This is a genomic window from Ekhidna sp. (assembly GCF_965228795.1).
Lineage (GTDB): Bacteria > Bacteroidota > Bacteroidia > Cytophagales > Cyclobacteriaceae > Ekhidna.
On sequence record NZ_OZ245839.1, the window covers coordinates 1,917,604 to 1,943,676 of the forward strand.

Annotated in this window: 20 protein-coding genes; 6 read left to right on the top strand and 14 right to left on the bottom strand. The window is 40.5% G+C overall.

The features are described from left to right. The first annotated feature begins 13 nt into the window (after positions 1-13). Complete coding sequence (mtgA, locus tag ACQK2H_RS08605) at positions 14-715, top strand: monofunctional biosynthetic peptidoglycan transglycosylase (protein ID WP_425391026.1); 702 nt, start codon at positions 14-16, stop codon at positions 713-715. 3 nt (positions 716-718) lie between these two features. On the opposite strand, the gene ACQK2H_RS08610 is transcribed toward mtgA, so the two are convergent. The 6 genes from ACQK2H_RS08610 to ACQK2H_RS08635 form a co-directional block, all read right to left on the bottom strand. Then, positions 719-4,768, bottom strand: coding sequence for a S8 family serine peptidase (locus tag ACQK2H_RS08610; RefSeq protein ID WP_425391027.1), 4,050 nt, complete (start codon positions 4,766-4,768; stop codon positions 719-721). A gap of 40 nt (positions 4,769-4,808) precedes the next feature. Continuing rightward, a complete protein-coding gene (locus ACQK2H_RS08615; protein ID WP_425391028.1) occupies positions 4,809-5,603 on the bottom strand; it encodes an SDR family oxidoreductase in 795 nt (264 codons plus the stop codon). Further along, a complete protein-coding gene (locus tag ACQK2H_RS08620) occupies positions 5,584-5,985 on the bottom strand; it encodes a hypothetical protein (protein WP_425391029.1) in 402 nt (133 codons plus the stop codon). Before ACQK2H_RS08620 ends, ACQK2H_RS08615 begins: the two co-directional genes overlap by 20 nt. Positions 5,986-5,992: 7 nt before the next feature. Beyond that, positions 5,993-6,493 (bottom strand): dihydrofolate reductase, encoded by a 501-nt coding sequence (locus tag ACQK2H_RS08625; RefSeq protein ID WP_425391030.1) that lies wholly within the window; start codon positions 6,491-6,493, stop codon positions 5,993-5,995. A gap of 193 nt (positions 6,494-6,686) precedes the next feature. Beyond that, positions 6,687-7,613: a methionyl-tRNA formyltransferase gene (gene fmt / locus ACQK2H_RS08630; protein WP_425391031.1), complete on the bottom strand. Its 927-nt coding sequence runs from the start codon at positions 7,611-7,613 to the stop codon at positions 6,687-6,689. A 27-nt stretch (positions 7,614-7,640) separates the two neighbouring features. Continuing rightward, positions 7,641-8,807, bottom strand: coding sequence for an aspartyl protease family protein (locus ACQK2H_RS08635; RefSeq protein WP_425391032.1), 1,167 nt, complete (start codon positions 8,805-8,807; stop codon positions 7,641-7,643). A gap of 153 nt (positions 8,808-8,960) precedes the next feature. Between ACQK2H_RS08635 and ACQK2H_RS08640 the strand changes: the two genes are divergently transcribed. Then, positions 8,961-9,818: an oxidoreductase gene (locus tag ACQK2H_RS08640; RefSeq protein WP_425391033.1), complete on the top strand. Its 858-nt coding sequence runs from the start codon at positions 8,961-8,963 to the stop codon at positions 9,816-9,818. A 15-nt stretch (positions 9,819-9,833) separates the two neighbouring features. On the opposite strand, the gene ACQK2H_RS08645 is transcribed toward ACQK2H_RS08640, so the two are convergent. The 5 genes from ACQK2H_RS08645 to ACQK2H_RS08665 all read right to left on the bottom strand — a co-directional run bounded on the left by ACQK2H_RS08645 (position 9,834) and on the right by ACQK2H_RS08665 (position 13,465). After that, positions 9,834-10,013, bottom strand: a complete 180-nt coding sequence (locus tag ACQK2H_RS08645; protein WP_425391034.1) for a hypothetical protein — start codon at positions 10,011-10,013, stop codon at positions 9,834-9,836. Between the two features lie 122 nt (positions 10,014-10,135). Next, on the bottom strand, positions 10,136-10,504 hold the full coding sequence (locus ACQK2H_RS08650; protein ID WP_425391035.1) for a VOC family protein: 369 nt from the start codon (positions 10,502-10,504) through the stop codon (positions 10,136-10,138). 11 nt (positions 10,505-10,515) lie between these two features. Further along, the gene (locus ACQK2H_RS08655; protein ID WP_425391036.1) at positions 10,516-11,385 is read right to left on the bottom strand and encodes a pirin family protein; all 870 of its coding nucleotides are present in this window, start codon (positions 11,383-11,385) and stop codon (positions 10,516-10,518) included. A 10-nt stretch (positions 11,386-11,395) separates the two neighbouring features. Further along, positions 11,396-12,313, bottom strand: a complete 918-nt coding sequence (locus ACQK2H_RS08660; protein ID WP_425391037.1) for a glutaminase — start codon at positions 12,311-12,313, stop codon at positions 11,396-11,398. A 3-nt stretch (positions 12,314-12,316) separates the two neighbouring features. Next, a complete protein-coding gene (locus ACQK2H_RS08665; protein ID WP_425391038.1) occupies positions 12,317-13,465 on the bottom strand; it encodes an exo-beta-N-acetylmuramidase NamZ family protein in 1,149 nt (382 codons plus the stop codon). A 62-nt stretch (positions 13,466-13,527) separates the two neighbouring features. Between ACQK2H_RS08665 and ACQK2H_RS08670 the strand changes: the two genes are divergently transcribed. Continuing rightward, the gene (locus tag ACQK2H_RS08670) at positions 13,528-14,745 is read left to right on the top strand and encodes an ABC transporter permease (protein WP_425391039.1); all 1,218 of its coding nucleotides are present in this window, start codon (positions 13,528-13,530) and stop codon (positions 14,743-14,745) included. Here ACQK2H_RS08670 and ACQK2H_RS08675 read toward each other — a convergent pair. The 3 genes from ACQK2H_RS08675 to ACQK2H_RS08685 all read right to left on the bottom strand — a co-directional run bounded on the left by ACQK2H_RS08675 (position 14,742) and on the right by ACQK2H_RS08685 (position 22,270). Further along, positions 14,742-15,476 carry a polyprenol monophosphomannose synthase gene (locus tag ACQK2H_RS08675; protein WP_425391040.1) on the bottom strand — a complete coding sequence of 245 codons (735 nt, stop codon included), beginning with the start codon at positions 15,474-15,476 and terminating at the stop codon, positions 14,742-14,744. The two genes, ACQK2H_RS08670 and ACQK2H_RS08675, sit on opposite strands and share 4 nt — an antisense overlap. 61 nt (positions 15,477-15,537) lie before the next feature. After that, a complete protein-coding gene (locus tag ACQK2H_RS08680; RefSeq protein WP_425391041.1) occupies positions 15,538-20,787 on the bottom strand; it encodes a BspA family leucine-rich repeat surface protein in 5,250 nt (1,749 codons plus the stop codon). A gap of 97 nt (positions 20,788-20,884) precedes the next feature. Then, positions 20,885-22,270: an arginine decarboxylase gene (locus ACQK2H_RS08685; RefSeq protein WP_425391042.1), complete on the bottom strand. Its 1,386-nt coding sequence runs from the start codon at positions 22,268-22,270 to the stop codon at positions 20,885-20,887. Between the two features lie 162 nt (positions 22,271-22,432). On the opposite strand from ACQK2H_RS08685, the gene ACQK2H_RS08690 reads away from it, so the two are divergent. The 3 genes from ACQK2H_RS08690 to argS are packed head-to-tail and all read left to right on the top strand — an operon-like array spanning position 22,433 to position 26,071. Next, the gene (locus ACQK2H_RS08690; protein WP_425391043.1) at positions 22,433-23,347 is read left to right on the top strand and encodes a dimethylarginine dimethylaminohydrolase family protein; all 915 of its coding nucleotides are present in this window, start codon (positions 22,433-22,435) and stop codon (positions 23,345-23,347) included. After that, entirely contained in the window at positions 23,340-24,275 is a 936-nt protein-coding gene (gene ctlX, locus ACQK2H_RS08695) for a citrulline utilization hydrolase CtlX (RefSeq protein WP_425391044.1), read from the top strand. The genes ACQK2H_RS08690 and ctlX overlap by 8 nt, the downstream gene beginning before the upstream one ends. Positions 24,276-24,286: 11 nt before the next feature. Beyond that, positions 24,287-26,071, top strand: a complete 1,785-nt coding sequence (gene argS / locus ACQK2H_RS08700; RefSeq protein ID WP_425391045.1) for an arginine--tRNA ligase — start codon at positions 24,287-24,289, stop codon at positions 26,069-26,071. The last annotated feature ends 2 nt before the right edge of the window (positions 26,072-26,073 follow it).

Genomic DNA, 26,073 nt, shown 5'->3' on the forward strand with positions numbered 1-26,073 from the left:
TAATGGATGTCGATTGAAAAATATCATAAACCATATTATCAAATCAATAGCCGGATTTGTCTTGCTATTTAACATCCTCACATTGCTGTGGGTATTGCTATATTCTGTGATCCCTATTCCGGTTACAAAACTCATGGTTATTGAAGGGAGGGATAAGGAAATACAGTACGAATGGAAGGATCTGGATGAAATTTCAGGTAAACTTCAATTAGCGGTGATGTGTGCAGAAGACCAATACTTTCTGCTACATGAGGGACTGGATTTCAGGTCTATACGTGAGGCAGAGGAGGCCAATAAGCGTGGAGGTAATATGAGAGGTGCAAGTACAATTACCCAGCAGGTTGCAAAGAACGTATTCCTATGGCCGGATAGAACATACTTACGAAAGGCCGCTGAGTTATATTTTTCACTCTTGATTGAGATCGTATGGAGTAAAAAGAGAATTATGGAGGCATACTTGAATGTTGCTGAATTTGGCGATGGAATTTTTGGAGCTGAGGCTGCAGCTCAGGCATACTTTAAAAAATCAGCTAAAGACCTAACGACTTCTCAGGCCGCTAGTCTTGCTGCAATATTACCAAGTCCCAAACGATACTCGGCTGTTTCGCCAAGTCCTTATGTACAACAAAGGATCACCTGGATCAAGAAGCAAATGTGGTATTGGGGATATGAGATGACTTATGATCCTGAGTTTGTTAAAAAAATGGTCAAATAGCGACTATTCTAAGAGAAGCTGATGGGTTGATACTAATTCTTGAGTATAGATTTTCAATAAGTACACGCCTTTGTTAAGTGAGGATAGATCCACCCGACGGTTTATGATTTCAGGACTAAGAATCATTTTTCCGTCAAGCTGATACACTTCTACTTTCGTCACATCCCGAGGGTTAATGAATAAAACTCCAGTAGTAGGATTAGGATAAATGATCCATTCATCAGCATCATCCACAGACAATGGAGGAATTAAATCCAGCATGAGCGTGTCAGTGGCATGGCACCCATCAGCAGTAGTTGCATCAACCGTGATTTCATATAATTCATTGTCCAGGAAAATGGATGGTTCAGCAACACTCTCAAGATAAGAGCCATTAACGTACCATTCATATGATTCAATTGGAATTGAGCTAGTCAGTGATAAATCAATTTTTTGCTTCGTTCCGACTGACGAAGATGTGTAGGTAATCTCAATTTCAGGTGATTGATTCGTGATATTTACTTCAATGGGTATGCCCGGCAAACCATCATCCAGACCTGTTACATAAATTTTTTCATAGGCATTGGTTTTCAATTGGGTGCCTTTTTTGATCAATGAACTCAATTCCGGATCTTCATAAAATCCAAAGTAGGTTCCATTTGTTGGTTTGATTAATACAGAATCTTCATTACATGAAATTACGTCAGGGTGCTGTGGAGTAGGAGAACTGCTAACTTCGATTTGCTTTGACAAAACCTTATCACAATCTTCTGAGCTATTAATGGATAGTTCTACATCTATTACACCTTCTGCTAATACAGAAATGGTTTCAGATGTCCCTGCTTCACCACTGTTTATCACCCAACTCACAGTAGATCCGGCTTCCAAGTCATCGGCGATCAGGAACAAGCGAAACTCTTCAGATGTCGTATCCGGGATAAATTTCATTCTGCCTGCAACCTCCAGCGCGTCGATTGTGACAGGAAACTTCTCACTTTCAAAAGAGGAGTAAACGCCCGAGACATAAACGGTAGTGTCAAATTGGATGCTTTTTACCTGAACCGAAGTACCACTAAAAGATGGCGTTTTTTGACCTTCAAAAATGTAAAGGTTCAATTTGTCGGCATCAGGATCAGTAAGGGTTATATTTTCTCCTGGGCAAACCACGAAGCTATCGAATGTAGGAGGGGATGGCCTGTTTGCAACAACCAGCGTCTTTTCAACTGAATCGACGCACCCTTGATTGTTTTCTACAGTTAAGCGAATGGTGTAATTGCCTGGTTCCGTAAATGATAATGCCGGGTTTTGAATGGAAGATGAAGTGCCTTGGTCAAAATCCCAATCCCAGCTGACCGCCTGCTGACTCAGATCAGTAAACGTAACCACATTGGTAGTGTGATCCAGGTATAATGTATCTGTTGACATTTTAAAATCAGCTATATCTGCAAAGAGTGCTAAGCGTACTTCAAAAATGTCTGAAGGATAATCTCCATCAATGTTTCGAACATAGAAAGTGGTATCACTCGAGAGATTGGTTACTGTTAGCTCAGAACCTGTGGTAACTAAGTTTTGACCTAAGGCATCACTGTAAAACTGATAGTTGATGCCATTGGATGGATCCAATGTAAATGAACTGCCGTCACAGGTAAAAAATGTTTCTAAAACTCGTGGGTTTATTTTAAAGATCTCCAGTTTGTTTTGTGCTGCTAAAAAGATGGAATCAAGGTTGTTTTTGGAGGTCGCTACTGCATAAATAACATCTACATATTCATACTCAGCAGAGTCAAGGGTTGGGATTGTTATCCCGCTAATCGTAGCTACATCATTGCCTCCTCCTATGTCACCGGCTGACATTAATTCCTGATTAACTAAAAAATCGTATTTGTCTTCATCCGTGAAAAGGTCGAAAATATCAGCATTATTTCCATTCGCATCGGACATGTCCAATACACTATATTCTCTACTTCCATTACCAAGAACCTGCACACCTGATAGGAGTGAGGCATCCGCATTTTGACTGAATGCATAGTTTTTCACAGCATCAAACGCTGCATTATTCAATGACTTATCACCTAAGTCCCAGTCCGCAAAAATTCCGAATGATAAATTGTTTATTGGGTCCGCAGAATGATTAATTATCCTGTACCGCACAATCATGAAGTCATCTCCATTCCACACAATATTCGATTGCTCTACAGTGATCGGGTGATTTAGGTCAGTAAACTCCGAATACCCAAAGTTGTCGGCTGCCTGATGGTGATAGAGCTTGTAATTCTTTTGCACCACAAAGTCCTCATTGCGTGATTGGTTGGTGTAATTTGAAATGATATTATCGGATACCGATGTTGGATTGGTACCAATCATCAATCCGGTGTAAGTCATAAGGACATCTCCCTGAAACCTGAAACCGGAACCTTCAAAATTGGGACCGTATTGATTATATCCCAGATCTCCATCACCGCTAATGGTCATGCTCATTTGCTCATTGCCAAAATCCACATAATTGGGAGAGGTTGTAAATTCCAGGAATTGAAAATCATGATAGGTGTCTTCAGAGTAGTCTAAACGAATGTTAACACGAGCTTCTGGGTCAATGCTATCATCCAGCACAATCTCAAATGAGATGTTTGCTGTGTCTAATGTGCCAAGAAAAGGAATCTGATCAGGCTTCTGAATGACTGTGAATGTATTTTCCGGCGATGAAATATCAATTTGTGGGTTGCCGGTTGCATTGAGGTAATTGATTACCTGACTCGTTACTGTAATGGTATCTCCAAAGAAAATCAAATCATCAAAAGAAGATGATATAGAAGTCGTGTTTGCTCTGATTGACTTTACATTGGATTCACTCACAGCCCGAAGTAAATTAAGTCTGCCCTTGCCCAATTTACCTTCCATTGAGGCATTGCTGCCAATGTCATAAACGTCATCCGAGGTAGCCCGTACACGCTCCATGATTTGAATAGCAGATAAGTTGGGGAACTTATCTTTTGTCAATGCTGCACCTGCTGCCACAAGTGGGGCTGCATATGAAGTGCCCGGACCTCCATCTGCATAGCCATTATTATCAACCGTTGAGAACATCGATACTCCGGGGGCCACTATATCAACTGCGTAGTTGAATGAAGAACCTGAGGATTTATTATCATCCTCATCAGTAGCACCTACTGAAATGACGTGATCATAGCTGGCGGGATACCATTTTTCTTCTTCAGTGGTTTTACCGCCTTCATTACCGGCAGCAGCAACTACGACCATGTTTTTTTCCAGCACTGCGTAGTTGATGATATCTTGTTCGGAGGCCAATGGTAGTCCCATTCGGCCCCATGATAAATTGACCACATCTAATCCATTATCAGCAGCATAAATAATGGCTTCATATAGTCCATTGCTGGTATTATTGGCTGAACGAAATCCTTTGAGTGCTGCTACTTTGGTATTGTATCCTGCCCCGGCAATGCCCTGATTGTTATTGGCTCGCGCTCCGGCAATGCCTGCGACGATCATTCCGTGATTGCCATTTTCAATAGAGGGGTCATTGTCTAAATCAGCAAAATCATAACCGTAATAATCATCTGTATAGCCATTGTTGTCATTATCTATTCCGTCAATCGTATCGTCCTCGTTGATCCATAAATTTCCCACAATATCTTCATGATCCAAATCAAGACCTGAGTCTATAATTCCAATAGTGATATCATCATCGCCTGTAGTAATATCCCAGGCCTGGAAAGCTTTGATAGTGCTGAGGTAATATTGGTTGGCAATTAATGGATCAGTAGGAGTAGCGAGTAGCTGATACTCCATGACAGGGTCAGCATACAGGTAATCACCGGAGAGTCTCAATTCATTACAGAAGGTCACAGGGTCTATTCCTTCCGGAACTCTCAGTTTTCTAAGTTGATTTAATCCTGAACCCTTTTCACTCAATCGCTCAAACTTTGCGTCAGCATTTAAGTTGGATGTTGGTTTTAGTTTAACATACACCCAATCTTTATTGACTTCCTCCACTTTAAATTGCTCATGGCTCAGCAGTGCGGCTCTTTGCTGCGCAAAACCTACTTGTGTAGACAATAACCAAATGAATATGAACCCGAAATACTTCACGTATCCTTTATGTTACTCTCAATTTTCTAATGGCCTTAGCTGCAGCTTTTGGCCAAAATCGTTTTAAGTAAATACCCAGCTTCTCCTTTGCTCCGCCAATGTAGGCTTCATGCTTGTTCGTTTCAATTGCTTTGATAATCAAACGCGCACATTTATCAGGAGACATTCCTTTTTCCTGCGCCCGATCCATTTTGTTTTGCTGACTTCCGTCACCGACCAGTGCATTATAAGAGATATTTGTTTTAATATATCCGGGCAGTACTATGGTAACCTTTATGTTGTCTGCATGGTGCTCAGCTCTTAGTGCATCATAGAAGCCATGGAGTGCATGCTTTGCAGCTCCATATCCGGATCGGTAGGGAGTGTTGATAATGCCAACAGTGGAGGTGACAATCACGTGATGGCCTTTTTTTCTTTTGACCATTTGAGGTAATAGTATCTTGGAAAGTGTAATGGATCCGAAATAATTCACTTCCATCAATTTCCTGTCAACTTCAAGAGAAGTATTTAAAATGGTATCCCTTTGACTAATTCCACCATTGTTAATGAGGATGTCAACCTCTCCAAATATGGTGCTGGATTCTTTTGCTCGTTGTTTTAATGAAAAGCTATCCTCCAGGTCGAGTGTGAGAATAGCTACATCGTTTGATTTGCAGTTTTCCTTTACACGCTCTAGTTCTTCTTTTCTCCTTGCAGATAATATTAATTTGGCACCTTTCTCCGCTAGCTCATAGGCCAGCTGTTCACCTATCCCCGAGCTAGCACCGGTTAGCCAAACTACACTATCCTTGATCTTGGTCATTCTTTTGCTTATTGTTCTCTACAAATACGTAAATACTATAAACACCGACTGCAGTACCGAAAGGAAAACTAAAAATAGATACGCATCCTGCGATTAGGGCGATTACCACACCCCAGCTTTTCTTTTGGAGCAAACCTATACCTGCGATAATGGAAGGAAGTGCAGAAAAAATCAGTAAAAGAATAAAAATGGTACGGATGATCGAGCTGACCATAAACAGAATTTCGTCAGCGTCATTTCCTACATCTCGCGCTATTTCATCAGCTATAAAAGGGAATAGAACTGAGACGAAACTCCCTATAAAGATGAATGTGATTGTTATTAGTGAACCATACACGATGTGAATGATGCCGAGGGTTTTTTTGTGTGATTGGATGTCCATAATTGTGTTATTTCTTTGAATATACTACGAAATCGAATGAATATTTGTGTCGCTCATCTACCGGGTGATGTTCACGAGATACTTCTTGCCATACAGACTTGTCAAATTCAGGAAAAGTTACCTGACCATCAAACACACCATTTATTTCAGTTAGATAGATACAATCCGCATAATCAAGGCCCATTCGGTAGATTTCTCCACCTCCGATTATAAACGCCTCAGACTCATTGTTTTTTTCAGCAATTTCCAATGCCTCATCGATGGATTTCACTACCCGGGCTCCTTCAGGACTATAATCATCTTGACGGGTGATGATAATATTTGGTCTTTCTGGTAGTGGTTGGAAAGAATGGGGCAATGACTCCCAGTTCTTTCGTCCCATAATGACATGATGCCCTTTAGTAGTGTTTTTGAAAAACTTGAAATCATCCGGTAAATGCCAGGGGATATCATTGTCTTTACCAATTACTCGATTACTGCCCATTGCAGCTATCATTGAAATTATCATTATCCAACTTTTATTTTATTCGTACGTAAGATTGAGAGAAAACAACAATGGAAGTTCTTCTCTTTTTGTTCGCTATGACTATTATTCTAAATATTCTTATTTCAACTTACAGAAAAGAAGACTGGTTTCGATGGGTTCCACTATCAATCATTCTAGGACCACTGAGTCTTCCAATTCAAATCTTCTCCAAAGACTAATTGCTAAACTGATAGCCTCTTAAAAAGTCTTCAACTTTCATTCGTTTTTTCCCTTCCATTTGTACGTCCAGAAGGTTCAGGGTTCCATCTTTTGTGTTAACCCGGATGTAACTTTTTCCATCAGAGTATAGCTCGCCAATTGGTTTATTAGTCCCTTCGTTCGCTTTTTCGACTTCAAATACTTTCAGCGTTTTTCCATGAAGCTTGGTCCATGCTGCAGGGTAGGGTGACATACCCCTGATAAAGTTTCTGATTGTTTCTGATTTTTGCTGCCAGTCTATCTCACAATCTTCCCTGAATATTTTGGGAGCATGTTTGATTTCCTGATCGTTATTCTGGGGGAGGCTAGGATAGTCATCTGCTTCAATGGCTCTAACTGTTTTAAGAACTAAATCTCCACCCTTTTTCATCAATCGCTCATAGAGGTTACCGACATTGTCTTTCGGTCTGATGGGCTCTTTTTCCTGAAATATTATTTCCCCTGTATCGATTTCATGCTTAAGAAAGAAAGTTGTAACTCCTGTCTCAGTCTCACCATTAATTATTGCCCAGTTGATCGGTGCTGCACCTCGGTACTGTGGTAGAAGTGAGGCATGTAGGTTGAATGTACCCAGAGGTGGCATATCCCAAACAACTACCGGGAGCATTCGAAAAGCTACAACGATTTGAAGGTCTGCTCGGTAGCTTTTAAGTTCTTCAATAAACGTTTCAGACTTTAGATTAGTCGGTTGTAAAACAGGTAGTCCTGCTTCAAGTGCATAGGACTTGACCGCAGACATGCCAAGTTTCTTGCCTCTTCCCTGAGGCTTGTCGGGAGCAGTAACTACTGCAACAACATTCACCTGATTTTCCACCAGTTTCTTCAAGCTTTCAGCGGCAAAATCAGGTGTTCCAAGAAATACAATACGAAGATCTTTGCTCATACAAGTGCAAAGAAACCAAACCTTTCTTTAATCAATAAGTGATCGAAGTTTTAGTGAGACAGTTTTTTCTGTACCTCCCTGATCAACAACCAGTTCCACGGTTTCACCTTCCTCCTTGAGGATTTTTTTCACTTCGGCCAGGTTTACCTCCATCATTGTTTTGCCATTGATTCTTACAAGTTCGTCATTGACATTGATACCTGCTTCAGCGGCTGGGCTGTCTTCAAATACCTGATGGATCAATACTTTCTCTTTATCCTTTGAAAGCTGCACATCAATACCACTGCAGTTTACTTTGAAATTGGCATCATAGGTGTGGTCTTTTTCCAGGTACAGCATTTTGGTACCATAGTCAATGGTCATGTTATACATTCTTAAGATCTGTGAGCCAATGATACCGGAAACCTTCTTGTCCGCTTGTATGCCGGAAGTAGCGGTACTGATGCCTATTGGTAAATCTTCAATGGTTTGATTCCCAAAGCTAAATGACTGTACATGTCCTTCGTAGTGTAAGGTTTCGTTATCAGAAAGTCCTTTAACTAAATAAGAATAATGTTTTCCGGTTTTGTGAATCACATCCCACTCCTCAGCATAAGGTGAGTTAAAATCAAGAGTAGTTCCTGCCCCTGTCATCACGAAAAATGTTCCTTCGTGTGGTTCACCATTATTGAGAACTACCGTCCCTTCAATTACCGGGATTGATACGTGCAGAGAAAAAGGAATCGCATCCCCTCTTTTTGGGGATTTACTATGATCGTAAATATTCATCGTCTTTGTATCAAAGTTGATGTATACCGAGTGGTGTCGCAACAGGTCATAACCAATGATCCCATCCAGATCCATGCCCAGGCTGATTTCAAGATGATCCAAATCAGTAGAGTAAACTTTAGTGTTTTTCTCCATCAAGAAATTATTGATGGAGATGGAATTGTGCTTGATTAGGTGCCAGGCAGAAGATGCCTGATTCATTTCAATCTCTTTTCCTTCCAGACCAAGTTCATTTTCAACATCAGTATCAATGACGGTGTATCCGGAACCTGTATCAAAAATAAAATCTAAAGGCTCTGAATCGTCTACACTTACTTTAATGATGATGTGATCACCAAAAAGCTCAAAAGGGATTGTTGTAATTGGTGCTTGTGCGTTCGCACCATAAATGAATACGACGAGTAGTAAGTAGGTTAATTTCTTCATGTTATTGGGTAATTTGGAATGACAGGTTGAAGTTAAAAAGTTTAGATGACAAAGCATGTAAAAATACGGCCATTAAATGTCAATTACCGAAGAATTAGTGCCTGTTTCGAACAATTATTAATTATGTCATGTTGACCGAACAAACAGAATATTATGAGCAAAAGAGTTTGGTTAATTACAGGGTGTTCAACAGGTTTTGGCAGAGAGCTGGTAAAAATTGTAGCCTCTAAAGGTGAGATTGCTATCGGAACCGTTCGGAAAGAGGAACAAATTGAAGAGCTAGAAGCCATCAACCCTGATCTTGTAAAGGGTGTAATACTTGATGTCCAGAAGCAAGATACGATTGACAAAACCGCTGAGATCATTGAGAAAGAATACGGTCAGTTGGATGTATTGGTGAATAATGCCGGCTATGGTACACTTGGACCAATTGAGGAGACATCAGAGGACGAAATTCAGCGCCAATTTGATGTGAATGTGTTTGGTTGTGTTAGAATGATGAAATTGGCATTGCCATTTATGAGAAAGCAACGTAGTGGGAATATCTTAAACATCACTTCCATTGCAGGCCTTAATGGTTTCCCCGGAGTTGGTATTTATAACGGTAGCAAATTTGCTCTGGAAGGAATAGGGGAGGCATTGGCAGCAGAGACCAGACACATAGGAATTAAGGTCACGAATATTGAGCCGGGACCATTCAGAACAGATTGGGCTGGTAGATCTGCAACTTATAATGAATCATCGATCGAAGAGTATAACGAGACAGCCAACAAGAATATGGAAAGTATCAGGGAGGTGAGTGGCAATCAGATAGGTGATCCAGTGCGTGCTGCTGAAGCGATGTATGAAGTGACGACATTAGAGAACCCGCCTGTTCATTTACCTCTGGGTGGTCCTGCTTATAAACGCGTAGGTATCCGACTGGAGGAGTTTAAAGAAGAACTTGAAAAGTTTAGAAACTTGGGCGAACCTACCGACTATACTGAAGAGGAACTTGAGAAGATGGACTAGGTATCCCAGTCCATCTTAACTTTTTGACTTCAGAAAATTTTCTATCGATTTCTGATCAAGATTCAATGCTTCTAGCATTTTAATAGCTGAAGCTTTGTTCTTTTTCAAAGCCCGTTTGAAGGCTTCATATTGCCCCGTCACTTTTAGACGTTGCATAATAGTCATGCCAGCGTAATTTGATTGTATGGTGCTCATATTAATAAAATTTAGGGTGTATCATTTAGACACTTAATTTAACGAGCCGGTTCGATACTTGTTAAGAGAAATTTAAAAGATGTAGATGATCTTACCTAATTCATCGACCAATTGATCAAGAGTTAAGAAGCAGACTGGTGGAGAGCCACACGATTGCCTTCGGTATCCTCAAAGTGAGCGACAAATCCATGCTCTCCGATGCTCATCTTTTCATTGATGACCTTTCCGCCATTTGATCCAATTTTTGGAAGCACATCGTTGATTTCATTCACAGAGAAATAGATAAGCGCTCCCTCTTGTGAGGGCACATAAGTCTCTTGTTTAATCAAGGTTCCAGTCGCTCCATCCTGATCAGTTTCAAATGGGAAAAATGACATCACAGATGTGCCCATCGCAAAATCATCGCCCATGTCAATTCCAAAGATGGATGCATAAAATTTCTTTGCTCGTTCCATGTCATTTACGGGAAGTTCAAACCAGTTTGCTCGCATAATTGTAATATTTAGGGAAGTGGAATATATGTTTCATCATTTGGAACCTGTGGAAATGCTTTATTCTGCCAGCGCTCTTTAGCGGCTTCTATTTTTTCCTTGTTTGAAGATACGAAATTCCAAAAGATGTGTCGCTCTTCCGGAAATGGTTTTCCGCCAAAAAGCAACACCCTTGAATTAGCCGCGATCTGAAGCCCACATTCATTGTCTGTTTTGGATACCAGCATATTTCCCTTTTCAATCTTTTGATCACATGCATTGATGCTGCCTTCTACAATGCAAAAGCCAATTTCGCCGGAAAGCTGACCTTTTACATGTAGATCAAATACATCTTCTGTCTCAATTTCGATCATGAAAAGATCAGAATGTACCGGCAGTGGTGATTCCTTACCGAACCCTTTTCCTGCTACAAGTTTGAAGCTTGTTGATCCTTCCTTCCAGGTTGGAAGTTCAGCTCCATCGAGATGATGGAATTCCGGATCCATATCTTCTTTTTCTTTCGGTAGTGCTACCCATATTTGGTATCCGTGCATGGTAAACTGCTGGCCATGTCTCAGTTCTGCAGGTGTTCGTTCTGTGTGTACCACTCCCTTGCCGGCACTCATCCAATTGACCGAGCCGGGCTTGATATGCTGATCAGATCCAATGCTGTCTTGGTGACGTACCTCTCCTTCAAATAGATAAGTAAGGGTGGATAGCCCAATGTGTGGGTGTTGATCAATATCCAAATAAGTGCCCGGTTTGATGGTAGTAGGACCCATGTGGTCTATAAATATAAATGGGCCTACCATTCGTTTTTTTCTGAATGGGATGAGCCTCCCAACTAAAAAATCACCGATATCCCGGCTTCTTTCTTCTATGATAAGGTCAGTGTTGGACATTAATTTCTATTTAAAATATTGACGATCCTGTTATCTCAGTCAACAACTCCAACGCTCGCATTCCGGCGGTGCTGTTACCTTTCTCATTCAATTTTGGACTCCACACCGCAGCACTATACATGTTTGGATATACGGCTACTATTCCACCACCGACACCACTTTTTCCGGGTAGGCCTACACGGAAGGAAAACTCGCCGGCTTCATCATAGAACCCGCACGTCTGCATGATTGCGTTGATACGTTTGGTGTGCACTTCACTCAAGACCCGCTCGTCTTCTTTTAGCAATCTTCCCTGATTAGCAAATACAACGAATGTTTGGGCTAACTCTCGACAAGACATGCTGAGTGAACAGGTATCAAAATAGAAATCGAGAACTTCCTCCACGTCATTGTGGATATTATCATAGCCCTTCATTAAATTAATCATCGCCCGGTTGTTAAAACCTTCTTCCTTCTCAGAAGCTGCTACACGCTCATTGTAATCGATGGTGCTGTTTCCGGCAATGTGCCTAACAAAATCAAGGTATTCTTTCCTTGGATCCTTCAGTTTTGAAACTAAGATATCGCAAATGATAAGTGCTCCTGAATTGATTAATGGATTTCTTGGGATTCCATTTTCATATTCCAGTTGCACCAACGAATTGAACGGATCACCGGAAGGCTCTACATCTACTCGTTCCCATATCACTTCATCTTTCTCTTTTAGCAACGCAAGTGCAAGAGATAAGACCTTTGAAATACTTTGAATGGAGAACCTTTCTTCAGAATTTCCAAAATGGAATTCCTCACCTATCACACTGGTCAGGTGCATGCCTAATTTATCCGGTGAGACTTTGGCAAGCTCTGGGATATAGGATGCTACTTCACCTTCCAGTTTTTCCCCAGCGAGTTTATCTTCAATTACGTTTAATATGCCTTGATAGTCCATTAATTAGTCGTACAGTAAATACTGTTCTCTCTTCTTTTTAAAATTTGACAATTCCGGTTCCCATGAAGCTCGAATCTCTTCTTCGGTCTGTCCCTCTTCTATTTGTTTTTGGAGTGAATTAGTTCCAGCTAAGCGCTTAAAATAATTATTAAAGAAGTCTTCACGATTCATTAATTGGTATGCATCGATAAGTGGCTGAAGTTTTAATCCATATTCGGGCGCTTGATCTATCCAGGATTTACCATAACAAAGCTGATCCTCATACGGAGGCCATTTTGCTCCTTCTCTTGATTTTGGAGTGAAGGAATAGGTGGTATCCGGGTAATCAGGATGACCAATCTGCTGGAAGGCATAATCTGTTCCGCGACCTACAGACATGATGGTGCCTTCAAATAAACAGAGGCTTGGATATAATGCGACACTCAAATCATCCGGCAGGTTAGGAGAGGGGTTTACCGGAAGTGAATATTTTGTACCATGATCCCAATTGCTGATTTTAATGACCTTCAAGTCAACCTTCGCACGATCCTTCAACCAGCCTTCACCATTGATCATTTGAGCCAATTCACCTACGGTCATTCCATGCACTATAGGGATGGGATGCATCCCAACAAATGACTGAAAAGCAGTATCCAATACAGGACCATCGACATAGCTGCCATTTGGGTTTGGTCGATCCAGGATTACGATGGGAATATTGTTTTCAGCACACGCTTCCATGACGTAGTGCATAGTGCTGATGTAGGTATAAAACCGGGCACCTACGTCCTGAATATCAAAAACCATAATGTCCAGGCCAATAAGCTGTTCATCTGATGGCTTTTTATTTTTTCCGTAAAGCGAAATGAGCTCGAATGAAGACTCTGTGCTATCATATTCGACCAGGACTCCATCGCTAACAGTCCCAGTGAAACCATGCTCCGGAGTGAATACTTTAGTAACATGTATGCCATGTTTGATTAGTGAATCTGTCAAATGGGTACTTCCAATAAGGGAACTGTGATTGACGGTTAGTCCTACTTTTTTGCCTTCAAGCAATGGTAGGTACTCTTTCGTCTGATGGGCTCCTGGAAGAATTTCAGAGGTAAGCTCTTGGGATTTGTTTGCACAGCCCAAAATGATCAAAGCAAGTAAGAAATAAAGTCTTTGCATATTAATTCACCAAGTTAACTTGTTCTTACAGTATTGAAAACCCTATTTTGCAGAGCGGCAAAATGAATCTACCATTTTTCATATCAAAGCGTATTTCTAAAAAGGCTTCCGGGTCTTTTTCGAGCATCATCAATAGAATTGCTGTTGTAAGTATTGGGCTGGGATTGGCTGTTTTGCTATTGGCATTTATGGTGCTTTTTGGGTTTAAACGCGAGATTAAAGATAAAATCTACAGTTTTAGTGGACACCTGATTATCAGTAAATACACACTTTCTACCTCATTTGAGGAGGGGTCGATTGTGGTGAGTGACTCATTGATAAGTCTGTTGAATAATTATCCTTTGACGCAGAGGATACAGCCCTATGCGATGAAGGCGGCCTTATTGAAAACAGAAGAGGAGGTGCAGGGGGTTATTATTAAAGGGGTTGATAAAAATTTTGACACACTTGGGTTTCAGAAACATATGATCAGAGGCAAGTTTCCCAATCTGAATGCCGAGACATATTCAACGGAAGTTGCATTGAGTAGCAGGGTCTCAAACTATCTCGAATTAGATGTTGGAGATGAGGTATTAATCTACTTTGTTCAAAATCCCCCACGATTCAGAAGACTTCAGGTAACAGGCATCTATGAAACCGGTTTGGAAGAATTTGATGAGAAAATTATACTAGGAGATCTTGACCTGGTGAGACGTATTAACAACTGGCCGGATTCGTTGGCAGGAGGAGTGGAGGTTTTTATCTCTGATACCGATAAACTGGAACAGGCAGAAGAAGATTTATGGAACACGCTGGATATTGATCTGTATGTTGACAAAGTTACCGATCGCTACATTCAAATCTTTGATTGGCTGAATTTGCTAAACAGAAATGTGGTCATTCTTTTGTCCATTATTTTATTCGTCTCAGGCACTAGCATTATTTCAATTCTATTAATTCTAATCATGGAGCGAACGCAGATGATTGGTGCATTAAAGTCATTGGGCGCTCCAAATAAACTGATTCAACGCATTTTCATTTTTAATGGACTTCAGTTAATAGTAAGAGGGTTGTTATGGGGTAATGTGATTGGTCTTTCACTTGGCTTGCTGCAATACTACTTCAAGGTCATTCCATTGGATGAGGTGAATTATTACATGTCACACGTTCCAATTGAGTTTGATTTGCTGACTATCCTTGGATTGAATTTCCTTGTCCTGACGCTAATCGGATTGACACTTTTGATTCCCGTTGCAATCATATCCAGAGTGAGCCCGGTTAAGGCTATTCGGTTTGACTAACTCACCGGCTCGTATTTCTGGAACAAGCTTTTGATTTTCATTTGTAGCACACCAAAAACTGCCTCTTTGAAAATGCCCTTAGACATTTTGGATGTGCCCTTGGTGCGGTCGGTGAAAATGATGGGAACTTCGACTATTTTGAATCCATGTTTCCAGGCATTGAATTTCATCTCAATCTGGAAAGCATAGCCAATGAAGTTGATCTTATCTAAATCAAGCTGATCAAAAACTCTTCTGCTGTAGCATTTAAATCCGGCAGTGCTATCTCTAAATGGCATGCCTGTGATGATCCGGACATAAAAGCTGGCAAAATAGCTCATTAGCACACGACCCATAGGCCAATTCACAACATTTACACCGGTTACGTACCGACTTCCAATCGCAACATCGGCACCTTCCACGCATGCAGCATGCAGCCGCACCAAATCGTTCGGATCGTGTGAAAAGTCAGCATCCATTTCACAGATGTATTCGTACCCCTGATCCAATGCCCATCTGAATCCGGTAATGTAGGCTGTTCCTAACCCCAGTTTACCCTCACGCTCAAGGAGATATACACGATCGGGGGTCTTCTCCATTTCTTCTTTTACAATGTCAGCCGTGCCATCCGGAGACCCGTCATCTACTACCAGTATGTCAAATAATGGAGAGAGCACACGAGTCACATTGATGATGTCTCGAATGTTTTCACGCTCGTTGTAGGTTGGTATGACGACTAAGTTTTTAGACATTCGTATAAGCTAAGTCTTCAAAAATAAGTCAAACCATGACTCTTGCAGAAGTTATGCTGTGTTAATTAATTCTAAATTTTGTTCTGAACGTCTTTTCCTTAGAAAGGATCACCAAAGTGTAGATACCTTGAGGCAAGGTTGAAATCTCAATTTGAGTCTTCAATTGGCTTTTTAGAACCATCTTTCCATCCTGAGCATAGATCATGATATTACCATCAGGTTCAAGTCGATCATTTCCATTGATATGGAGATACTGTGACGTAGGATTAGGATAAATCACAATGGTTTGGTCTTGTATTCCTAGTGCTTTTTCAACATCAATAGTGATTTCATAATTGACCGTAAATTCAGAGTCGGACACTTCAACATCAAAGTTGAATACTGGTGTTGCGTCTGCATCAAGCAAGCTTGAATTACTGACCAAAAGCAGACCATCAGCATCAATTGTGAATGCATCAGCTGCCGTTTCATTCTGAATGGTGAATTGCAACTCATCACCTTCAGGATCGGAAGCCTGAAGATTACCAACCACCTCATTGTTTTCGCTGTTATCTGCAAGTGTAAATGATGTTCGATTGATAGATGGGGCCTCATTTACATCCAAAAGATTTATAGTTATGAATGTACTACTCTGATTGCTACCATCGGACAATTCAAGTCCTAGCTCAAACTGAGGGTTTGTTTCAAAATCTAAAAGCGTAGAATCATCAACTAAAATAAATGTTCCGGTTGCATAAAAAGTACCTTCATCATTGCCGGAAGTAATGCTTATTGAAATGTTATCATTTTCAGGATCGGTGACAGCCAGATCTGCTGCAATGCTGTTTTCTAAACTATTTTCATCTAAATCGTAAACCGTAGCGGTAATATAAGGAGCCTCGTCAATGTTAGTTATAATGATGTTATACACAATATCAGTAGTTGCTAATCCATCATCGGCACGGATTGTAATATCGATTTGTTCATTCAGCTCATAATCTATCAGGGAAGAATCCACGACGATTAACTGATCGCTCTGGATGTCAAAAGCACCTGCAGCAGTGCTATTCACTATTGATAAAGTGATATCATCACCATCTTCGTCTGTACTTTCAATCTGACCAACAACTACTCCATTTTCAATATTCTCTTGTATTTCAAAGTTCATCTCGGTTAGGATAGGAGCATCATTGACATCATCAATTTGAATTGTAAATGTCTTTTCAAAAGCTTCACCTTGTTCATCAGTGGTTTTGATTCTTACAGTGTATTCAGATTTTTCTTCGTGATTAAAGACAGTGTCTGTAACTAGATTGTCATCAATAATATCAAACAGATGATTGTCCTCATCACCTTCCACTAGCTCGAATGTATGGGAATCATCAGTATCCTCATCCACAGCAGTCAACGTTCCTACAATAGTACCTAAGGCTTCATTTTCATTAATCGCTTGACTGGAAAGCGTGATGTCTGTTGGTGCTGAATTTGGAATTATGAATTTGTTCAAATCATTATAATAGATGGTGGTTGTAAACCCGGAAGACCCGAATCCAAAATAGGCCGTATCTGCCACAACGAATGAGATAGCATCAGCTCGTGTGTCTCCAATTTCTCCATCATCAATACTGAATACATCTCCTAAATCTTCTATCTGATCATTTGTAGGGTCGTATGAAATAATTGATTCCTGGTTACCGTAGGCTATATATGCTTTGTCTTTTAATACAAATGAGGATGCGCTATTGATGTTCAAATCAATATCCGCAAATATCTTTTCAGTCCATGAACCACTGGAAGGATCAAATTCCTGTACATCGCTAAATTGAGTAGTACCGCCCGTGTAGGCCACTCCACCGGATACATAAGCTTTGTTAGCTACTACGAAAGCGACAGCTTCTTGCCTGGCATCTCCTGTAAAGCCGGTTATTTCTTCCCAAGAATTGGTTGTTGGGTTGTATTTCCAGAAATCTGATAGCTCTGATGAAGCTCCTCTTCCTGTTCCAATATAGCCTTCATTATTCAGTACAAAAGCGATTGCTGAACTTCTGGCTTCACCAGTGAGATCAGCAATCTGACTCCATTCATTTAGTGTAGGATCATATGAGTAGAAGTCTTTGAGGAGGTTGCCGTCTTTATCTCTTCCGGAACCCACATATGCTTTACCTTCAATGACAAAGGAGACCGCTTCTGATCGGGCTGTGCCTGGGAAATCTGCGAGTAGGTCTATCGCATTTGTGACAGGATCAATCTCAAACAAGTCTGTGTAAGTGGTATCTGAATTGGTGCCTAGACCGAAATAAGCTTTTTCATTTATTATGAAACTAATTGCGGCTGACCGACCATCAAGACTTTCCAATGAACAACTCTGACCTGCATCGTTTATGGTCCAATTAAAATCATCTATAATTTTTTGACGGGCATCCGATGCAGTACAATAGTAAACGAGAACGGCCCCAAAGTTTATATCGCTTTGTAAAGTGGGCAATTGAGACCATGCATAAAGAGTTTGATCGTAATTCTTTGAAGAAATTCCTGCTACATCAATGAAAGAAGTGAAATCAGTAACATTACTAATATTCCAGTTTTCGAGGGATTGGTCGAACGAAGATGCGGATAGAAACATTCTTCTCATATCAGTAACATTTTGAACGTCCCAGGTGTCAAGGGGCTGATTAAAGGAGGTAGCACTTTCAAACATGTTACTCATGCTCGTAACATTTGATGTATTCCAATTATCTAATGGCTGATTGAAAAGACCTGCCTCCCTAAACATTGCATCAGGTCTTATTAAAGAACTTGTATTCCACGTATTTAATGGTTGATTGAAACTACTAGCTCTGCTAAACATTTCGATTGTTTCTTCAACATTGCTGACATCCCACTGATCCAATGGTTGATCGAATTCCTCAGTATTCGCAAACATGAACCACATTTTTGTCACATTTGATACATCCCAATTATTAAGATTTTGATTAAAGGCTAGCGCTCCGTTGAACACATTAATCATTTCAGTCACATTCGATACATCCCAGTTGTCCAAAGGCTGATTGAAAGAGGATGCACCCCGAAATATGCCATTCATGCTGGTAAGCTGACTCGTATTCCAGCTATTCAATGGCTGGTCAAAAGAACCACAGTGGTAGAACATATTTGTCATGTCGGTCACACTGCCCACATCCCATGAATTAATCGGCATGTTGAATGAAGTAGCCACAGCAAACATAGATTTCATGTTTGTCACATTTGAGACATTCCAGCTATCAAGTGGTTGATTGAACGCAGATGCGCTGAAAAACATGTTACTCATATTAGTAACTGAGCTTACATCCCACGAACTTATATCTTGATTGAAAACCGAAGCATTCCAAAACATTTGTGTCATTAATGTAATATTGGAAGTTGACCATGAGTCAATTGGTTGATTAAATGAAGTTGCATTTTTAAACATCCCTCCGGCAGTTTGAACAGAGCTTACATCCCAATCATTTAGCGTTTGATTGAATGAAGTAGCACCTTCAAACATGGAGTTCATATTTGTAACATTACTTACATCCCAGCTGCTCAGCGGCTGATTAAAAGCAATTGCGTCCATGAATGCTCTTCCTAAATCATTTACTGTACTTACATCCCAGTGATCAATTGAGGTATTCAATAAACTGTCACCTCGAAATATTTGATACATATCGGTCACTCCGGATAGATCGGGGGCATCAGAGGCATTGAGGACTAAGTTTGAACATCCGCTAAAAGCACTGTTCATGGAGGTCCAGCCAATTTGGCCCCATTGTTCTATTGATATAATTTTTTGTCTGTCTCCGGAATTGTCAAAATGAATTCTGGGAAAATCTCCTGAGATAGAAACCGTATAAGTGCCAGCAGTTGAGTATGTGTGCGTAATATTACCTGTCACTCCTGTGTCAACTTCTCCATCTCCCCAGTCTACATCGTAATTGTAGCCCGCACCAGTCGTAGGGATTGTAATTTCATTATCAGCGGATACTCCAGGGTTATCTGTTTTCCAGATTGTAATAAATGGGGTACATCGTTCATCGCCAGTTATCGTCCAATTATACGTGTCGATTAATGTTTGCCTGCTTGAAGTAGCTCCGCAATAGATAATATCAAGTGCGCCTAATGATATATCATTTTGAAGTGTTTGTGAAGCCCAACCGGTTAGGGTAGCATCATAGTTTTCAATACTTAGTCCTGAACGGGAAAACATTAAAGACATGTTGGTAACGGCACTAACATCCCAGGCTCCCACATTCTGATCAAATGAGCTTGCCAAATAAAACATCGCGCCCATATCCGTGACATTCCCTACGTTCCAAACAGAGACGTCTTGATTAAAAGAGGAGGCATTTGAGAACATGTTGTTCATTTCAGTCACACTGGCGGTATTCCATAGGCTTAAGTCCTGATTGAGTGCACTTGCTCCAAAAAACATGGACGACATTTTTTGTACATTGGAAACATCCCAATTGTTTATTGGCTGATCAAAAGAAGTAGCTCCGGAAAACATGGAACCCATGTTGGTGGCACTTGATACATCCCATGAACTGAGATCGGAATTAAAGGAGCTAGCATTTGCAAACATGCCGCTGAAATCTGTCACATTACCCACTGACCATGAACTGATATCCTGATCAAAGCTTGATGCCTCTGCAAACATCACTGACATGAAAATCACACTACTAACATCCCAGTTATTCAAAGGCTGGTTGAATGATGTGGCGCCATTAAACATTCCATTCATATTGGTAACAGCACTCACGTCCCAGCTATTTAAGGGTTGATCAAATGACTCAGCTCCATCGAATAATTGAGACATGTTCGTAATAGTGCTGACATCCCAATGATCAATTGAGCTATTCATTGAACTAGCATCTTTAAACATTTGAGACATACTTGTAATACTTGATAAATCTGGTGCATCTGTTGCGTTAATTACCAGATTGGAACATCCCCAAAAAGCACTACTCATTGATGTCCAGGCTAATTCTCCCCATTGTTCTACGGAGAGTAATTTCTCTCTATCTCCACCATTGGAAGCATTAGCAAATCCAAGCTCGGTTAAATCACCTGTTATTGATACCGTATAAGTTCCTGCCTCTGAATACGTGTGAAGCGCTTCTCCCGTAAAGTTTTCAGGTGTAGTTCCATCTCCCCAGTCAACCGTGTAATCAATTGTTGTCCCATTGACGGGAATGAGAATCTGATTGTCTTCAGTTTCACCGGGATTATCCGTTTTCCAAGTGGTAATAAATGGTTCTTGAGCTGATAGAAAAAGGGTTGCTAAACTTAGTGCAACGAGTGAGAAAAATCTTTTCATGAATAATGAATTCAGGTAAGAATAAACTTTAATAAGTTAAATTTTTTCCAAAAATAGTAATATTCAACAATTGAAAGGTGACTTTGGAGTTATTTAATCAATACCCCAGAATCTTCATCATCGCTTCACTTTTCTGCTCCGGAGCAAAAAGTTCATGAGTAATGTTCCCGTCTTTATCGCGATCGATAATGATATGTTTCGGGGCAGGGATCAGGCAGTGTTGAATGCCACCATAACCACCTAAAGATTCCTGATAGGCACCTGTATGGAAGAATCCAAAATATAACGTCTCATCTTCATCGTATTGTGGTAGGAAGACCTCACCAATGTGGGCTTCTGAGTCGTAGTAATCTTGACTATCACACGTAAGCCCTCCCAGGTTCACTCGATGATATGGACTTTTCCAGTGATTGACCGGAAGCATGATGTATTTTTCATTGAGTCCCCATACATCCGGCATGTGCGTGATAAATGACCCATCCATCATATACCAAAGCTCTTTGTCGTTTTGCAGTTTTTGATCCAAAACAGAATAGATGGTAGCGCCACTTTCACCGACAGTGAAGCTTCCAAATTCGGTGAAAATATTTGGAACAGGCACATGGTTCTTTTTACAGATCCATTGAATATTCTCAATGATCTGTTCTGCCATATACGCATAGTCGTATTCAAAATGCAATGAGTTTTTAATAGGAAAGCCACCACCGATATCGATGGTATCCAGTTCCGGACAAATCTTTTTCAATTCACAGTACTTGTAAATAAATCTGCTCAGTTCGCTCCAATAGTATGCAGTATCTTTAATCCCTGTATTGATAAAGAAGTGAAGCATTTTAAGCTTAGCTTTCGAGTCCTTGATTGCTTCTTTGTAGTAGGGAAGAATGTCGTTGTATCGGATGCCTAGTCTGGACGTATAGAAGGCGAAGTTCGGTTCTTCATCAGCCGCTATACGAATGCCTATCTGGAATTCATCCTTGACATTGGATTGATAGTGATTTAGTTCATTGAGATTATCAAGAACAGGAATACAGTTCTTATAACCTTCATTCAGTAGCGCAGAGACCTCTTGTAAGTAAAGTGGTCTTTTGAAACCATTGCAAATGATATAGTGATCCTTTGTGAGTTTTCCGGCTTTTAGCATACTTCGAACAATGGGCACATCATATGCAGAGGACGTTTCTATGTGAGCATTGTTTGAAAGGGCTTCCTCAACTACAAATCGAAAATGTGAGCTTTTTGTGCAATAGGCATACGTGTACTTTCCTTCATATTTATGCTTTTTGATAGCATCATTAAAGATTTTATAAGCGTATTTTATGTTTTGTTCAATCTTTGGCAGGTAGCTTAGCTTCAACGGAGTACCATACTCTTTGATGATATCCATGAGATTTACACCATGAAAATGGAGGTTGTCTTTTTCTACTTTGAATTCAGCAGTAGGGAAGTAAAAGGTTTGATCTATTAGATCTGCATATTTTCTCATTGGCTTGTGCTAAAAACTCGCTGCAATTATCCATTAAATTCAGCATTCCTGAAAGAAATTACTTTTTGATTTTGAAAATGTTTAAGTCTCAGCTTTTTGATTGTCCAATGATGCAGGTATCCTTACTTAATCAGGTTAATTTTGCGTCAATTTTTCAGCATTATGATCACCGTTAAGATTTTAGACGAAACAGCACCCCTTGAAGCAGTGATTTTAGGAACTGCAGATAGCATGGGAGGTATACCGAGGTTGGAGGAAACTTATGACCCTAAGTCAAAAGAGCACATACTAGCCGGTACTTTCCCAACTGAATCAGATTTGGCAGACGAGATGGAGTCCGTTGCAAAGGTTTTGGAGAAACATGGAGTGAAGGTCTATCGACCAAAAAGCATTGAGAATTTAAATCAGATTTTCGCTCGTGATATAGCTTTTGTGATCGATGATAAGTTGGTGATCCCGTGTGTGACCCCTGAGCGTAAGCTGGAGTCCGATGGGATTGATCATATCAGTGAGCAAGTGGAAAACGTATTACTTCCTGATGAACATGAGCGTATGGAGGGAGGCGACATTATGCCTTGGAGAGATTACATATTTGTTGGTTATTCTAAAGACGAAGATTTTAATAAATATAAGGTTTCACGTACCAATGAAGCCTCAGTTGAGTATTTGAAAAGGACTTTTACTGACTTTACTGTAAAAGCTTTCGAATTGAATAAATCAGACGATGATCCGCGAGAAAATGCGCTCCATCTTGACTGTTGTTTTCAGCCGGTGGGTAAGGATAAAGCGGTGATCTACAGAGGTGGCTTTAAGCACCCGGAAGATGCAGAATTCCTGATAAATTTCTTTGGCGTTGAAAATGTGTTTGAAATCACCAAAGAAGAGATGTATGAAATGAATTCCAATTTCTTTTCAATCAGCCCTGAGGTGGTAATCTCGGATAGCAGCTTTACCCGACTAAATGATCAGTTTAGAAAATGGGGAATTACAGTTGAGGAGGTGAAGTATAGAGAAGCCGCAAAAATGGAAGGGTTATTAAGATGTTCTACCATGCCTTTAAGAAGAAAATATGAGTAAGCAGGTCACAAACCACATTATGATGATTCGTCCGGTTGCCTTTTTTATGAATGAGCAAACAGCGGTCAATAATTACTATCAAAAAAATGAAGAGGGAGTAAGCCTTGAGGATATCCAAAATCAGGCCCTGGAACAGTTTGATGCTTTTGTTGAAAAACTAAGAGCAGAAGGTGTCGAAGTGACTGTTTTTGATGATACAGCTGAGCCGGCCACTCCGGATTCCATATTTCCCAACAACTGGATTTCATTTCATCAGGATGGGGCTGTAAGGCTATATCCGATGTATGCAGAGAATAGAAGGCTAGAGCGGAGAGAAGACATCATAGCTTCATTAAAACAGTCATTCAAGATTGAAGATGTTGTGAGCTTTACCGATTGGGAAGCAAAAGGTGCTTACCTGGAGGGTACCGGAAGTCTGTTATTAGATCGTCAGAATAAAATTGCTTATGCGGCAGTATCTGAGCGCACCATGCCTGACGTTCTGGAGGATTTTTGTGATGAGGCAGGATACGATGCTGTTACCTTTCATGCGATGCAATCGGTTGACGGGAAAAGGTTGCCAATTTATCACACCAATGTGATGATGTGTCTGGGAGAAGAGTTTGCCGTTGTATGTCTGGATAGTATTGATGACTTGGAGGAACGAGAAAATCTGGTCGAATCATTGGAAGAAACCGATAAAGAAATCATAGAGATTACGGAGGCGCAAAAAGAGCAATTTGCAGGTAATATGCTTCAAGTTCTTGGTCAGGACGATCAGCGACTAATTGTGATGTCATCAGCCGCATTCAACTCTTTGTCTGATGAGCAAAAAGCACAGCTTGCTAAGCATGGTAAGTTGGTGCATAGTGATATTCACACCATTGAAAAACTAGGAGGAGGAAGTGCCAGATGTATGATGGCTGAAATTTTTAATCCTAAAAAATAGACAGCAAGAGCATGTTGGAAAACAAAATACAAGAAGCAATCTCAAAAGCTTTTAGCGAATTATATAATCATGATTTATCTGCTGAGCAGATCAGTCTTCAGCCTACAAGAAAGGAGTTTGAGGGAAGCTATACGTTTGTTGTCTTCCCGTACCTGAAGATTACAAAGGGAAAACCAGAGGACTCTGGTGCACAGATTGGCGAGTGGCTCAAGGCAAATACTGACTTCATTGCAGATTTCAATGTCGTTAAAGGGTTTTTGAACCTGGAGCTTGCAGATCAATCCTGGGTATCGACCCTGAACGAAATTGCCTCAGATAAGGATTTTGGAAAACTCCCTGCCAATGGTAAAAAAGTGATGGTTGAATTTTCTTCGCCCAATACGAATAAGCCACTTCATTTAGGTCACCTGAGAAATAACTTTCTTGGAGATTCGGCAGCTCGTATTTTGGAAGCAAATGGCTATGAGGTGAAGAAAGTCAACCTTGTGAATGATCGAGGGGTTCATATCTGCAAGTCGATGCTGGCCTATCAAAAGTTCGGTAATGGAGAAACTCCTGAAAGTGCCGGCATCAAAGGGGATCACTTGATTGGAAAATACTATGTAAAGTTTGACCAGCAGTATAAAGAAGAGATCAATACATTGGTTCACCAGGGAATGGATCCGGAGGAAGCAAAAAAAGAAGCTCCTTCCATCAAAGCGGCTCAAGAGATGCTCCAGAAGTGGGAAAAGGGTGATGAAGAGACAGTGGCTCTTTGGGAGAAGATGAATAACTGGGTGTATGAAGGGTTTGATAAAACCTATAAAACCATGGGCATCCGATTCGATACCATGTACAAGGAGTCCAATACATACTTGCTTGGAAAAGAACTAGTAGAAGAAGGGTTGCAGAAAGGTGTTTTCTTTAAAAAAGAGAACGGATCTGTCTGGGTAGACCTGACTGATGAGGGAATGGATGAAAAGTTGGTTCTTAGAGCGGATGGTACAGCAGTATATATGACACAGGACATGGGAACCTGTGACATGAAGCATCAGGATTTTCCTTTTGATAAGTCAGTATTTGTGGTAGGAAATGAGCAGGACTATCACTTTAAGGTACTGTTTGCTATCATGAAGAAACTTGGTCGAAAATACGCTGATGGTCTCTATCATCTTTCATATGGTATGGTAGACCTTCCGTCTGGCAAGATGAAGTCAAGAGAAGGAACCGTAGTTGATGCAGATGATCTGTTGCAGGAGATGTTTGATACTGCTGAAAAGCACACACGAGAGCTAGGTAAGATTGAAGGGATGGATAATGATGAAGCAGGAAAGCTTTATCGGATGCTGGGTCTGGGAGCATTGAAATACTTCTTGCTTAAAGTAGATCCCAAAAAGCGAATGCTCTTTAACCCTCAGGAATCAATCGAATTTCAGGGGCATACAGGTCCATTCGTTCAGTATACCCACGCTCGTATTTCAGCCATTTTGAGAAGAGCTAAATCATTGGAAGTCAATACTAAATTCAAAATTGATAAGGTAGGCGAGCTCAAGAAACGCGAAGTAGATCTTATCTTTCGAATCACTGAATTCACGAAATCACTGAATGAAGCGGCGAAAGAATATTCTCCGGCTGTAATGGCGCAATACGCCTATGACCTGGCGAAGGAGTATAATGGATTTTATCAGGAGGTTCCTATTTTCAATGAGGACAACAAGGATAAATTAGCTTTCCGAGTGGCTCTTTCTTCATTCACAGCAAAACTTATTAAAGAAAGCATGAGTTTGCTGGGAATTGACGTTCCTGAAAGGATGTAATA